Genomic DNA, 13,154 nt, shown 5'->3' with positions numbered 1-13,154 from the left:
ATTGTCGTGCCAGGACACGGACCGTACACCTCGGGGCGGTCAGGCCAGGCCGCACCGCCCGCAAACCGCCCTCGGGAAAGCCTGCGGCACAGCAGAGCGGCGGGACCCGCAGTGGCAGTCTCTGCCGAGTTCTTCCGACTCGCGCCCGCGCGGCATTTTCGTCGCATATCTTGTTCTCCTGGCTGACGCACCAGCAGCACGTTCGGGGGGATACAGGTGCAAGAGCTGGGGAACAACGATCCCAGGAAAGCAGGAGAATTCGAACTGCTCGGTTGTCTCGGGCAGGGCGGATTCGGGCGGGTATTCCTCGGTCGCAGTCCCGCGGGTTCACTGGCGGCGGTGAAGGTCGCCCACGGACACCATGGGCAGGACCGGGATTTCCGGGAGCGGTTTCGCCGTGAGGTGGCGGCCATTCGCCGGGTCAGCGGCTGGTTCACCGCCGCTCTGATCGCCGCGGACACCGAAACTCCGCAACCGTGGCTGGCCACCGAATTCGTCCCGGCACCGACACTCCACGATCTGGTCGCCGTCTGCGGTCCGCTGCCGCCGTCGGCGGTGTGGTGGGTCACGCGCGGCATCGCCGAGGCGCTGGTCTCCATCCATCGCGCGGGCCTGCTGCACCGGGACCTGAAGCCGGGCAATGTGCTGATCGAAGCCGACGGTGTACGGGTGATCGACTTCGGTATCGCCAAGATCATGGACGGTGGCCGTTTCACCCGGACCGGAATCTCCGCCGGAACGCCGGGTTTCATGCCGCCCGAACAGGTCGACCTGGGGGCGGTGGAAGCCCCCGGCGACGTGTACGCGCTGGCCGCCACACTGCTGTACGCGGCCACCGGGCACGCGCCGTACACCGGCACGTCCTGGCACCAGGTGTTCAGAAAGCTGATCAGTCACGCGGCCCCTGATCTGACCGGGCTGCCCGCGGAGTTCGGCGACCTGGTCCGCCGGTGCCTGCTGCCGGCGCCCGGGAGCCGGTTGTCCGCCGCGCAGGTGCTGGGCACCGCGCGCCGCACGGCACACGGTCCCGCGGGCTCGGACCCGTCGCGCGCCGCCCGGCGGGTCCTCCCGGACCCGGCATTGGCGTACATCAACCGTTACGCACGCGCGGTGACACCGTCCCCCGCCGCGCACTTCGGGCCGAACGGCACCCGTCGGATGCCGCACGCGATGCCCACCCGGCGGCTCGGCCGTCCCTGGCGCAGCGGCGCACTCGGTCTGCTGCCGACCTCTCCGCTGGTGCTCGACCGCACGGTGTACGTGTCGGACAGTGGCGGCAAGCTGTACGCACACGACCTCGCGACCGGCAGGGAGACCTGGCGCCGCAGCGTGGGCCGCGGAGCGGTGTCGCCGCCCGGCGGCCGCCCGGGCCTGGTCGTGGTCGGCGGGCGGGACTCGGTGACAGCACTGGGCGCGGCCCGTGGGGACGTGCTCTGGCGGTCGACGACGAGACAGCCCGTCTCGGCCCGGCCCACCGTCACCGGTGACGCCGTGCTGGTCAGTGGCCGGGACGGCCGAGTGGTGCGGCTGGACGCCAGGACCGGCGAATCCCGGTGGTGCTACGACACCGGCGGCGGAACCGCCTCGGAGTGCTGCGCCGCCGCGGGAATGCTGTTCCTGGGCGACCAGTCCGGTCGGCTGCACGCGCTGCGGGCCGCGACCGGCGAGCGGCTGTGGCGGATCACCCTGGGCGGCGCCGTGGAAGCGTCGCCCGCGGTGGCCGACGGCGTCGTCTTCGCGGGCAGCGGGGACGCGTGTGTCCACGCGGTCGACGGGCGCACCGGCACACCGCTGTGGCAGCACCACACCGGCGGGCCGGTCAGGTCCGCGCCGACCGTGTCTCACGACACCGTCTATGTGGGCAGCACCGACGGCGGGGTGTACGCACTGGATGCGGCGCAGGGCGGGGTCCGCTGGCGCTATCGCACCGGCGGGGCCATCCGCTGCACCGCGGCGATCACCGGCGGAGTGCTGTACGCGGGGAGCCTGGACGGGCATCTCTACGCGCTGGACGCCGTCACTGGTGCGTTGCACTGGCGCTACCGCACCGGCAGTTGGCTGACGACCTCGCCAACGGTGGCCGCCGGGTATGTCTTCACCACCAGCCAGGACAAGCACCTCTACGCGCTGGACGCCGCCAGCGGGGCCGGCCCCGGGCAGAGTCTGCACCCCTGACGGCGTGGGCCGGCCCGCAGGTCAGTTCCGTCTCTTGCCGTTGGTGACGGCCGAGGTGCCTTGTCCGGCGCGGTCGTCGCCGGTGCGGCCGGTGCGGCCGTCGGCCGGATTCCGGCCACCGCCCCCGGGAGGCTCGGGCGATGTCTGTTCGGGAGGGAGCCCGGACAGCACCGGACCGACGGCCAGATCCTCGACGGCCTGCGGCGCCGGACCCGCGACGACCTTGAGCCGGTAGTCCTCCAACGCGCGTCCGGAGTTCGCCACTTGGGTGTTGATCTGGCACTGTGCAGCCCCGGATCGCTCCGGGACGGCAGAGCAGGACCAGTTCTGCCCGCCGGCGCTGCCCGGCACCAGGTTGAAGGTGATCTGGGCGTCGGCCGTGGTGAGTCCTCGGCTCTTGCCGAGGGGCGTGACCGTGACCGTACTGCTGAGGCCGATCTGCCGGTCCGAGTAGTGAACCGTGGAATGACGGACACCGAACAGGGGTCCCGCGTCGTCGCGGGAGGTGTTCGCGTCGTCGGTACGGCCCCAGGAGGAGCCGAGGCCCACCGACCAGGCGCAGGCCACGGACACGATGCCGGCGGCCCAGAGCAGGTTGGCACGGCGGCGGTGCGTCAGTTGTCGTTGCGACATGGGGTTCCCGGTTCAGTCGACGTACTCGACGGGAATGGAGCGGTAGCCCTCGGCCTCTGCGGGGATGCGCATTTCGGCTGACGCCGCGGATGCCACGAGGGTGTTGACCAGGCTGCTGATCGCTTTCGAGAGGGCTTCGTTCTGGTCGCTGTTCCCGGTGGCTATGAACGCGGCCTTCGTGGCGACCTTGCTGAGGACGTTGGGGTCGGCCGAGCCGAAGCCGTAGGTGATGACGTGCGGGTGGCGTCTGGATCCCGGGGCGACCAGAGCCTGGAAGTTGCGTTCCCAGCCGGAGTCCATGGGCTCGCCGTCGGTCAGGAAGAACACGGCGGGCCGCAGCACGGCCTTGCGCTGTGCGCTGAGCGCCGGCACATCGAGGTCGATGCGCTGCCGGACCAGGTCGAAGACCTTCCCGTAGTGGGTGCCACCACCGCAGACCACGGTGGGCATCGAGGGCACGTAGGCGAGATCGGTCATCTCCAGAACCAGGATCGGCTCGTGCGAGAAGACCAGGACCGACATGTGGGCGAACTCGGAAACCCGGGGGTTGGTGGACAGGGTGAGGTGAAGGTCCTCCAGGGTGCGGTTCAAGGTGTCCTGGTACGGCGACATCGACGACGAGACGTCGACCACCAGGTAGGTGGGGAGGCACTTCTGACGGAAGTTCATGTCGTGGTCGGGGCCGTTGCCGCCGGTGGAGAACCATGCGTCGGACACGGTGTTACTCGTCCTTTCGTGACGTGGGACGGGGCGCGTCGCCGTCAGGTCAACGTGATGAAGACGACGACGAAGAGCACCAGGAGCAGGAGGGCGACGACGGTCGCGGTGCCCGCGGGGGACCCGCCCGGACCGCCGGTCGTGGGTTGCTGCCCGCCCGCGGGGGCAGAGGGCGAGTGCGCGGTGCCGGTCGGCTGGGCCGCGGGGACGCCTGAGGTGGGAGGAACGGTCACGGGCGGGCCGGCGGCCGCGTTCTGGTGGGCCGGGGCGGCGTCCGCCTGCGGCGGTGCCGCGGCGGGTGACGCGACGGACACCCGGTCGACCTTGAGCCGGAAGTAGGGCCGTCCGAGCATCACCGAGTGCAGCGTGTCCAGGGTCGGGCGGTGGCGGCGGTCGGCCGCGAGCAACATGTCGAGCAGGACATCGCTCAGGCCGGGGGCACCGGCGCGGTCGCAGGCGGTGGGCAGCACGTGCACGGCGTCCCACGCCTCACGCACACCGGTCAGGCACCGGGCGGTGAGCAGCGCGACCCGGAAACGGTCCGCACCGCCGTCGGCCGCGGTGCCGCGGGGCGTCAGTGGGTCCTCCCAGTTGGGCTGGAAGATGTTGGGCATGGTGCCCTGCCCACAGCCGTCGACGTCGATGACGTAGGCCGCGTGGGTCAGCGGATCCCAGAACGCGTTGGAGTACGACCAGTCCGAGTAGACGATCCGGTGGCGCTCCAGGCACGCGGCCACCGCCACCACCGAACGGCACACCTTCAGCCGCTCCTGCGGTGACGGTGCCCGCACACCGCGTCCGACGAGCGTGGCGTCGGGCATGGCGAGCCAGTCGATCTCCAGGTGCTTGTCCAGGCTGCTGGTGGCCGAGGCCTGAATGGTGACGCGGAAGTTGGGTGGCGCCGTGGGAATGACGCAGCCGACGGTGGCGCCCTGGTCGGTGATCCGCGCCACCGGCCACGACGTGCTCGAGCGCAGCAGCGCGCAGTCCGTGTCCGACGCGGCACCCGGCAGCGCGACCAGGGTGTCCAGCCGGGTGGTGGCAGCGGTGTCCAGCGGGCCGTTGTAGAGCTTGGCGAGCCAGCCCTGATGCTGTGTCAGCGGACTGACCGACTTCGACTGTCCGTCCCCCTTGCTCAGCGGGGTGCCGAGCGGTCCCAGAGTGCCGAGCGGGACAACCGAGGGCAGCGGCCAGTCCCCCACTGGAGAAGTCATGAGGTTTCCCGTTCCAGGGTGATGGCTACCGGTCGGTCCAGACGACGACCGCCGTCCGGTCGTCCTGGCAGCTCGGCGCATCGAAGTGCATGTCGGTCAGGAAGGAGGTGACCGGTGGCTTCCCGGCCCAGTGCTGGGCGAAATGACTGTTGAGGGCCGGGTTGTCGTGCAGCGCGTCTCCGATGCCGTCCGTGACGAAGGCCAGCGTGCTGCCGGCGGTGACGGTGTAGGAGCGTGCCTCGACCGCCTGCGGCGCCCAGGGCAGCGCGGCGTCCACCTCGCCGGACTCCACACCTCCGTGCTGCCTCTTGTGCCCTCCGACGAACGGCTGCCAGAGCTTGTTCTGCAGGTGCCACGCGGAGACGTCCCCCACGCGCGCCACCCACACGGCCCGGGAGCCGTCGGCGGCGGTGCCCTGGGTGGGGACCACGGCGGTGATCAGCACGACACCCACGTCTCTGATCGACACACCGCGCTGCTTGGCCGTCGCCTGCATCTGCTGCGCCACTTGCTGGAAGATGTGCCGGGCGTCCAGGAGTTCCAGTGGATCCCGCGGGCCCAGGTCTCCCAGCGCGCTGCGCACGGCGTTCACCGCGGTGGTCGCCGCCACCTGCGCGCCCAGGTCCGAGAAACGGCAGGCGGAGATGCCGTCGGCCACCGCGACGACGAGGTGGCGTCCGGCCTCGTCGCGGGCTATCCGGTAGGCGTCCTGGCGGGGTTCCGCGGGTTCCGCGCAACGGTGACCGGTACCGACCACGGAGGCGGCGAGCACGCCGAGGTCGCCGAGGTTGGCGTCGTCCGCCGCCACCGCCGTCTGGACCGGTCGTGCCGGGAGTTTCCAGGGGCTGCGGTAGGCGGCGGTATGGCGTCCTCCGAACACGGGTGGCCGCGGATGCTCGTACGCGGGCTCGTGGTGCGGCGGCTCGCTACGGCGCTGTTCGGGCCGCAGGCGGGCGGTGTGCTCCGCGGGCAGGGCGATGGTCCTGGCTGGGCGGTGGCGGGGTGCCGCCGCGTCGCTCTCGGACGGGGCGACGGCTCGTGCGGGGACCACGTGGTAGGCGGCTGAGCCCGGTTGGGCGGAGGAAGAAGCACGGTTGTCGGCGGCCGACACGACGGCCGAGTCCTTCATCCCCTCGACTGCCAGAACTTCCTTGATCCGCCCGACGTCCAAGCGCTCTATCGTCATGCCCATGCCGCAAAGGAGTACGGTGAGAAGAAGGAGGGCGGTCAGAGCGACACTCGACGGGAAAATCAGAACGGCGACACACGCCAAAGCAAGAGTTATTCCGTGGCGCAACAACTTTCCCCCCGAACGCCGACTCGCGCTGCGACGCTAGCACGGGGGATGAGCGGAATTCACCCGACTGCACCAAGGTTTCTTTTGATGCCACTTTCCCGCCGTCCAGCGACTGATCCAGACCTCACCTTGGACCGGAATTGGAGCAGATTGGAGCGGAATTGCAAGATTCGGCGACGGGTGGGCGCGGGCCGAGACGGACGAACATGTGGTCGTCGTGGACGAGCCCCCAAGGCGCCAGTCCTCGGGGGCTCGTGGAATGGACCGAAGCAGGCGGACCCGCAACCGGTCCCGGCGGATCAGCCGACGGTCAGTGAGATCGGCCCGGCCAGCACCGAGTAGCCGTCGTTGGCGAGGTAGTACACGTCATAGGTGCCCGCGCCGCCCAGCTTGCCGGTCGAGAAGGTCGGCGCCCCGCTGGCATTGGGGGCATAGCTCCAGGTCAGCCCAGGTCAGCGAGGACTGCCGGCCCGGGGTGACGCCCGCCGGGTAGATGCCGATCCAGTTCTTCGCACTCACCTGCGCGGCGGACGGCACCGTGTAGCGGAAGGTGACGTTGCCGCCGCTCGTGACCGCGTTGAGGCCGCCGGGTGAGTGTCGGCGTCGTCGCGGTGGACGGCGCGAAGGCGGCGTTCAGAGGCGTCGCATAGGTGTCGTTGGCCGTCAGACCGGGCAGGCCGTGAGCCGACTCGATGGTGCGGGCGATGCCGTAGTGGTCGTAGTGGCTCGGGCTGCTGGTCCCGCCGGGGACGGTGCCCTGCGAGCCGAGGACCACGGTGCCCACGTGGGCGTACGCCTCCTTGTCACTCTCGTCCCAGGTCAGGATGAGCAGCGACCGCTGCTGGGTCCAGGCCGGGGAGGCCAGCACCGGGGCGAGGGTCTGCTTCAGCCAGCCGTCCTGCGTCTTGAGGCTGGTGGGGTTGCCGTTGCCGGAGGCTTCGCCGTCGTAGTAGTCGTCGGCGGCGATCCAGGAGAAGTTCGGGGTGGTCGCGGCCGACTGCAGGTCGGTGGTCAGCTGCGAGGTGCCGAACAGGCGTGCGGCGCAGCGGGACGCGTTGCCGCTGATGTCGGTGTAGTTGATGAACGGTGCGTCGTCGGGCTCGTAGTACTTGTCGTGGTTCGTGTTGGTGTTGCAGGGCGTGCCCATTCCCTGTTCGTACGGATCGTTCATGACCTCGGAGTAGTCGGTGTTCTCCATCATGACCATGAACGCGTGGTCGTAGCCGGGCACCTTCGACGCGGGCGGTGCGACCTCCGCGTCGCCGTTGACGATCGGGTTGCCACTGCTCCCCGCCGCCTGGGCGGGGGCGGGAGCACAGACGATCAGTGCGCCGAGGAGGGGAAACAGTCCGCCGAGGGATCTCCAGCGCAGTTGCATTCGTGTACCTCGTCCCGTTGGTGAGGGTGCCGTGAGGGGAATGGCGTTCACGCCCTGGCTGTGCGCCAGGAACGGGACACAGGTACCGGTCGCCGCTGTTACGCGGAAGAACCGCGGTCAAATTCATACAAGTTTGGTCAGGGGGCGGCGGTGACGCGCGCGCCGACCGCGTCGGCAAGGGATCCTTGGCCTCCCCTTACCAACTCCTTCCCGGCTCTGAACTCCCCTCCCATAGGGTTGCCGGGCCAGGCGGCAGTCGGACCGCCGAGAGTCCTTCCCGGAGGGAATGCGTGATACCCACTCGCCGCGCGGTGCTGGCTGCCACAGCGGGAGCCCTGCTGGCCGGCTGCACGGCACCGGACAGGGGCCGTACGGCCGCATCCCCCTCGGCATCCGTACCCGCCACGTCCGACGCCGGCACCTCGACCGCGGCCCCGTCGACCGTCGCAGCCGACCCGGCCGTCGCGGTCACCCGCGCGGAGATCGTGGCCCGCTACGCGCACGCCGTACCGCGCACCTGGGGCTTCGACGCTCCCGGAGTGATACACAAGCTGCCCGCCACAGACCGCGACATCGCGCTCACCTTCGACGCCTGCGGCGGCCCCGGCGGCAGCGGATACGACAGCGCGCTGATCAACTTCCTCAGGAAACGGGACATACCGGCAACCCTCTTCCTCAACTCCCGCTGGATCGCCGCCAATCCCGCGTCCTTCCGCCGACTCGCCGCCGAGCCGCTGTTCGAGATCGCCAACCACGGCACCAACCACCGCCCGCTGTCGGTCACCGGCCGCTCCGCCTACGGCATCCCCGGCACCCGCAGCGCGGCCGAGGTGTACGACGAGATAGCGGGCAACCACGCCAAGCTGACTCGGTCACTGGGCGTTGCGCCGCGCTTCTTCCGCTCCGGCACCGCCTTCTGCGACGACGTCGCGGCACGGATCGTCACCGACCTGGGAGAGCGTTTCGTCAGCTTCTCCGTCAACGGCGACGGCGGCGCCACCTTCACTCCGGAACAGGTGCGCAGCACCGTCGCATCCGCCCAAGCCGGGTCCATCGTCCTGTGTCACATGAACCATCCCCGGGGCGGTACCGCGCGAGGCATCATCGCCGCCGTCCCCCGCCTCCTGGCTCGCGGACACCACTTCGTTCACCTGAAGGACGCGCTGCATTGACCAAGCGGCCGACGGTCGCACGAAGATGACCAGAAACGCTTGCACATCGGGTGGATGAGGATGCCACGATCTCCGTTCATGACGACCCCCGACTGCTACGCGTGCAGCAAGGAAGCGGAGTTCGACGCACTGCCACCGCGCGAGCGCGTCGCGTACGACGAACACTGGCGCGTGGCCCACGACTTCAACACCGCGGTCCCCGGCTGGCTGGTGCTGCTGCCTCGACGCCACGTCACGGCCGTCCATGAACTCACCGACGCCGAAACCGCCGGCCTTGGAGCATGGCAGGTCGAACTCTCCCGGGCTCTGCACGCTGTCACCGGTTGCCGGAAGACCTATGTGGTGCAGTTCGCCGAAGCCGAAGGCTTCGCCCACGTGCACTTCCACATCGTGCCGCGCATGGCGGACCTGCCCGCGGAACACCGTGGACCGGGCGTCTTCGGGCTGCTCCGACGCCCGGAGCGGGAGCGAGTGACAACCGACCAGGCGGACCGGGTCGCCCACTCCCTGCGAGCCGAACTTCACCAGCACCGGAACGGAAACTGAGCCAGGGTCGCCGACACCGGAGGCCCCGGCCGGCAGCGCGGCCGCCGGGTGTCGTACGAGCCAGGCGTTCCTTGGGACGTACAGGGCCTCGGTCAGGACATCACAGGCGAGGATGTCCAGCGCACGGTTGACGACGAACGCGACGCCGAGCGGGTAACCGTCGAGCGGCTGCCGCAGGGCCGGGCTGACCATGTCCATGGCCGGGACGCTCTGGTTGTTCGGCACGGCACCGGCCAAGCGGTGCAGGTGGTCGGGCGTCGGTGCCGAGCCGCGGAGCCCGGCCCAGGGCGTCGAGGACCTGGGACGAGGGGTGGCGCCGGCGCCCTGTTCCCGTCGCGCGTAGTAGTCGGCGTTCACACCGGCGAGGGCCGCCACCCTTCGGACCGAGCTGCCGGCCTCGTCGCCGTCGGCCCGTCACTGACTTATGGTGAGCCGTCACATTCCTGTGCGACAGAGGGGAACTGATGGTGCGTAGGACGAGGATCGGCCAGTGCGCCGCCGCGTGTGCGGCGGCCCTGCTGCTCTCCGCCGGGCTCGCCCCGGCTGCTTCCGCCGACGGCGCCCCGGTCCGGCCCAACCCGACGGCCGTCGAGCTCAACGCCTACTGGACCCCCGCCCGGATGGCCGCCGCCCTGCCCGGCGACGACGGCAAGGTGGCCGAGGCCGGGGCCTCAGCCGTCTCCCCCGCGGTGGACGGACCGCAGCCGGGCGAGTACATCCCGCCGAGCAGAAGCTTCGACGGCATGCCGCAGGCCGGCACCTTCTTCTGGACCGACGCCCACGGCACCGGGCGCACCTGCAGCGGTTCCGTGGTGCGCAGCCCCGGTCGCGACCTGGTGCTCAGCGCCGGGCACTGCCTGAAGGGCTATTCCGGCACCTCTCCCAAGCGCAATCTGGGCTTCGTACCGCAGTACCACGACGGGATGAAGCCCTTCGGCCTCTTCCCGGTCCGGAACAACGGCGTCTACGTCTCGCAGCAGTACTACGACCTGGGCGAGCATGCGGGGGCCGAGTACGACTTCGCCTTCGGGGTCACCGAGCCCAACCAGGACGGGACGCTGCTCCAGGACGCGGTCGGAGGGGTGCAGTTGCTCACGGGGACGGGGTACTACCACGCCCCGGTGCGGATGATCGGCTATCCGTCGGGGGCCGAAAAGCCGCTGGAGTGCTGGAGCTGGACCACCAAGTGGGCCAGCGACGACCCGGCGGACCCGGGTACCTTCCCGCGCATCGCCTGTGACGCCTTCGTGGGCGGGACCAGCGGCGGGCCCATGCTGGTGCCGTGGCTGGGCGGCTGGGCGGTGATCGGGGTGATCGGCGGCTACCACACCGGCGGCAACACTCCCCAGGTCTCCTACAGCGCCTACTTCGGCGCCGCCACCCGGGCGCTCTACCTCGCCGCGATCACCGGCGCCCCGCCCGCAGGTCCGGTGTCCTGATCGGTCGGCTCCGCAGGAGTGGCCGAAACGGGCGTCGGCAGTGCACGGGCAGCTCCGGTAATTTCCGACCGAAGTCAACCTGTAGAGGAGTGAGATGAATTCGATGCGCTCAGTGGCCAGAAATGCTGTGGTGCTCGCGGCCTCCGTGGCACTGTCCTGTCTGACGTTTCTGGGAGCCGACGCGAAGGCCGCCATGGCGCCGCAGGCGCCTGGCCTGCAGTCCAGTCAGCCCAAGACAGTGGTCATGGACCCGGCCAACGGTGCGGTGTTATCCGTATCGGCCGGGATAGTACGTCCGGCCATTTCCGTGCACAACATCTGCAATTCCGGGGACGGCTGCTACTACTCGGGCCGAATCCCCTACGCGAACCAGGGTTTCTACGGCAGCGCGGGCACCGCCAGCGGCTCATGGCCCTACCGGTCCGCGTGGGACACGGGCGGGTACACGGCCTCGGCGTGCTGGGTAGGCGCATGCAGCCAGAACCGGTTCGGTCCGAACACCTACATCACGTTCAACGGCTCCTTGGTGACCGGAACGTCCTTCACCATTTACTAGCCCGAGCCCCCACCGCATCACCGAAGTGGTGCGGACGCCGCGGCGGAGGACGTCATGAGACCCCGCCCGGGCCGCGGTGCAGACGGGAGGGCGCACCGGCGGACTGAGCGCCCTCCTCGCCGAGCGCGATGGTGTCGTCGTCCGTCAGCTCCACCACGTATATATGGCCCTTCTCGCAGGTCAGTGAGGGAGCCGAACGGTCGGTGGGGATGGCTGGTGACCGCCTCGAAGGTTGCCGCGGCTCCGCGGACTCCCCGCAGTTCGAGCGCTTCGGTGCAACCCACCTCGCGTCGGGTTCCGACCTCGGTGACATTGCTGACCTGTTTGCCGGCGAGCTCTCCCGGGGCGGCTGTGTGCAGGGTCAGGGTGACCTTGAAGGAGTCGGTGCGGGGCTGTGGTTGCCCGTCGGCCCCGGGATTGCCCGGGCCCGTCCCGGTCCAGACCCCCGCCCACTTCTTCGAGAGGGTGCCGGCCGTAGAGGAGGCGGACGGCGAGGTCCTCGTACCCCCACCCTTGCCCGCTCCCGCCTCGTCGCCGTGGCCGCCGCCCAACGGGCGCACAGCGCCACCGCCGGCGCGGCGGCGGCGACCGCGGCGCCGACGATCCACGGGGTGCGCGGCAAGCGTCTGCGGGATGGCACGGGGTCGGCGCCGGGCGGTGGAACGGGCGAACTCGCTGCTGCACTGGCTGCCGTACACGCCTGCTCAGTTGCGCACCGGGACGTCAAGCCGTCCGACATCCTGCTGGGTCGCGAGCGCCCGATGCGCACGGTGTGCTGCGGGTGCCCGCTGTGAACCCACGGGATTCGTGTGCCTGTCGCCGGTCTACCGGGTGAACCGTACGGGCAGGCTCCGCGGACCGCGGATCATCATCCCCGGGCGCCAGGCGATCGCTGCCGGGTGGACGTCCAGAACCAGGTCGGTGCAGCGTTCCAGGAGCGTCCTGATCGCGATGCGGGCCTCCAGGCGGGCCAGTGGCGCGCCCAGGCAGTAGTGGATGCCGTGGCCGAACGCCACATGGCCGCGGGCGCCACGCGCGATGTCGAAGCGGTCGGGCGAGGGGAAACGCGCGGAGTCACGATGGGCGTCGGCCATGGCGACGAGGACGAGTTCGCCGCCGCCGGGGATGAGCGTGTCACCGATGGTCACCGGCTCGGTGGTGAAGCGGAACGTGGGGGTCTCCACGGGACCGTCGTAGCGCAGCATCTCCTCGACCGCGTCGTCGATGAGGGAGAGGTCCGCGCGCAGGGCGGCCAACTGCTCCGGATGGTTGAGCAGGGCCAGAACGCCGTTGGAGATGAGATTCACGGTGGTCTCGTGGCCGGCGACGAGCAGCAGCCAGGCCATGCCGACGAGTTCCTCGTGGGAGAGTCTGTCGCCGTCCTCGTCCGAGCCGTGGATGAGTGCGCTCATGAGGTCCTCACCGGGCCGCCGGCGCTTGTCCTCCAGCAACTCGCGCAGGTACCGCGCCATCGAGGCGGCCGCAAGGCTGCGGTCCTCGGGGTCGGTGGCCCCGAGCGCGCTGTTCGACCAGGTTCTGAAGGACTCGCGGTCCAGATCGGGAACGCCGAGGAGCTCGCAGATCACGGAGATGGGCAGCGGGAAGGACAGCGCCTCGACGAGGTCGGCGCGCCCGTCGGGGGCGGTGAGCATCCGGTCCAGGAGCGCGTCGGTGGTCTTCTGGATGCGCGGGGCGAGTGCCTCCACCCGGCGCGCGGTGAACTCGCGTGCGACCAGTTTGCGCAGCCGCGTGTGGTTCGGCGGGTCGGACCTGAGCATGTGCGGGCCGGCGGAGACGGAACCCAGCGGCAGGGACGGGGATGCCTTGCTCCAGTCCTTGGAGAGCCTCGTGTCCGCGAGCGTTGCACGCCCGGCCTCGTATCCGACGACGAGCCAGGCCTCCGCGCCGCCTTCCGGCATCCGGATGCGGTGTACCGGGCCTTGGGACCGTAGGCGGGCGTACACGGGGTAGGGATCGCGGGTGAAGGACTCACCGAGCGCTGCCAGGTCGACGATGCTCATGCGGCT

At 70.2% G+C, this 13,154-nt stretch carries 12 protein-coding genes; 6 read left to right on the top strand and 6 right to left on the bottom strand.

All coding sequences use genetic code 11. The features are described from left to right. The first annotated feature begins 216 nt into the window (after positions 1-216). The gene (locus tag AB0A61_RS19415) at positions 217-2,175 is read left to right on the top strand and encodes a serine/threonine-protein kinase (protein ID WP_361293210.1); all 1,959 of its coding nucleotides are present in this window, start codon (positions 217-219) and stop codon (positions 2,173-2,175) included. Between the two features lie 21 nt (positions 2,176-2,196). Here AB0A61_RS19415 and AB0A61_RS19410 read toward each other — a convergent pair whose 3' ends face one another. The 5 genes from AB0A61_RS19410 to AB0A61_RS19390 form a co-directional block, all read right to left on the bottom strand. After that, complete coding sequence (locus AB0A61_RS19410) at positions 2,197-2,808, bottom strand: hypothetical protein (protein ID WP_361293208.1); 612 nt, start codon at positions 2,806-2,808, stop codon at positions 2,197-2,199. Positions 2,809-2,820: 12 nt separating this feature from the next. Then, positions 2,821-3,525 carry a hypothetical protein gene (locus tag AB0A61_RS19405; RefSeq protein WP_361293206.1) on the bottom strand — a complete coding sequence of 235 codons (705 nt, stop codon included), beginning with the start codon at positions 3,523-3,525 and terminating at the stop codon, positions 2,821-2,823. Between the two features lie 44 nt (positions 3,526-3,569). Beyond that, positions 3,570-4,739, bottom strand: coding sequence for a hypothetical protein (locus AB0A61_RS19400; protein ID WP_361293204.1), 1,170 nt, complete (start codon positions 4,737-4,739; stop codon positions 3,570-3,572). Between the two features lie 25 nt (positions 4,740-4,764). Further along, the gene (locus AB0A61_RS19395; protein ID WP_361293202.1) at positions 4,765-5,931 is read right to left on the bottom strand and encodes a protein phosphatase 2C domain-containing protein; all 1,167 of its coding nucleotides are present in this window, start codon (positions 5,929-5,931) and stop codon (positions 4,765-4,767) included. Positions 5,932-6,478: 547 nt separating this feature from the next. After that, positions 6,479-7,414, bottom strand: coding sequence for an alkaline phosphatase family protein (locus AB0A61_RS19390; protein WP_361293200.1), 936 nt, complete (start codon positions 7,412-7,414; stop codon positions 6,479-6,481). Between the two features lie 290 nt (positions 7,415-7,704). Between AB0A61_RS19390 and AB0A61_RS19385 the strand changes: the two genes are divergently transcribed. The 5 genes from AB0A61_RS19385 (at position 7,705) to AB0A61_RS19365 (ending at position 11,921) form a co-directional block, all read left to right on the top strand. Next, positions 7,705-8,586: a polysaccharide deacetylase family protein gene (locus AB0A61_RS19385; RefSeq protein WP_361293198.1), complete on the top strand. Its 882-nt coding sequence runs from the start codon at positions 7,705-7,707 to the stop codon at positions 8,584-8,586. Between the two features lie 78 nt (positions 8,587-8,664). Further along, complete coding sequence (locus AB0A61_RS19380) at positions 8,665-9,132, top strand: HIT family protein (protein WP_361293196.1); 468 nt, start codon at positions 8,665-8,667, stop codon at positions 9,130-9,132. Positions 9,133-9,596: 464 nt separating this feature from the next. Further along, positions 9,597-10,571, top strand: a complete 975-nt coding sequence (locus AB0A61_RS19375) for a hypothetical protein (protein ID WP_361293194.1) — start codon at positions 9,597-9,599, stop codon at positions 10,569-10,571. 94 nt (positions 10,572-10,665) lie between these two features. Then, on the top strand, positions 10,666-11,127 hold the full coding sequence (locus tag AB0A61_RS19370) for a hypothetical protein (RefSeq protein WP_361293192.1): 462 nt from the start codon (positions 10,666-10,668) through the stop codon (positions 11,125-11,127). Between the two features lie 536 nt (positions 11,128-11,663). After that, positions 11,664-11,921 (top strand): hypothetical protein, encoded by a 258-nt coding sequence (locus AB0A61_RS19365; protein ID WP_361293190.1) that lies wholly within the window; start codon positions 11,664-11,666, stop codon positions 11,919-11,921. Positions 11,922-11,951: 30 nt separating this feature from the next. Here AB0A61_RS19365 and AB0A61_RS19360 read toward each other — a convergent pair whose 3' ends face one another. Then, complete coding sequence (locus AB0A61_RS19360) at positions 11,952-13,148, bottom strand: cytochrome P450 (RefSeq protein WP_361293188.1); 1,197 nt, start codon at positions 13,146-13,148, stop codon at positions 11,952-11,954. Positions 13,149-13,154 lie beyond the last annotated feature (6 nt).

It is taken from the genome of Streptomyces sp. NPDC046197, assembly GCF_040646295.1.
In the GTDB taxonomy this organism is placed as follows: Bacteria; Actinomycetota; Actinomycetes; order Streptomycetales; family Streptomycetaceae; genus Streptomyces.
Note: the sequence above shows the minus strand (reverse complement) of the source record. Positions and strands in the feature narration are given on the sequence as shown.

Excerpts from the sequence above, each read along its gene's own strand:
- AB0A61_RS19410 (WP_361293208.1), bottom strand. The coding sequence starts at position 2,808 with ATGTCGCAACGACAACTGACGCACCGCCGCCGTGCCAACCTGCTCTGG.
- AB0A61_RS19400 (WP_361293204.1), bottom strand. The coding sequence starts at position 4,739 with ATGACTTCTCCAGTGGGGGACTGGCCGCTGCCCTCGGTTGTCCCGCTC.
- AB0A61_RS19395 (WP_361293202.1), bottom strand. The coding sequence starts at position 5,931 with ATGGGCATGACGATAGAGCGCTTGGACGTCGGGCGGATCAAGGAAGTT.
- AB0A61_RS19390 (WP_361293200.1), bottom strand. The coding sequence starts at position 7,414 with ATGCAACTGCGCTGGAGATCCCTCGGCGGACTGTTTCCCCTCCTCGGC.
- AB0A61_RS19380 (WP_361293196.1), top strand. The coding sequence starts at position 8,665 with ATGACGACCCCCGACTGCTACGCGTGCAGCAAGGAAGCGGAGTTCGAC.
- AB0A61_RS19375 (WP_361293194.1), top strand. The coding sequence starts at position 9,597 with ATGGTGCGTAGGACGAGGATCGGCCAGTGCGCCGCCGCGTGTGCGGCG.
- AB0A61_RS19370 (WP_361293192.1), top strand. The coding sequence starts at position 10,666 with ATGAATTCGATGCGCTCAGTGGCCAGAAATGCTGTGGTGCTCGCGGCC.
- AB0A61_RS19360 (WP_361293188.1), bottom strand. The coding sequence starts at position 13,148 with ATGAGCATCGTCGACCTGGCAGCGCTCGGTGAGTCCTTCACCCGCGAT.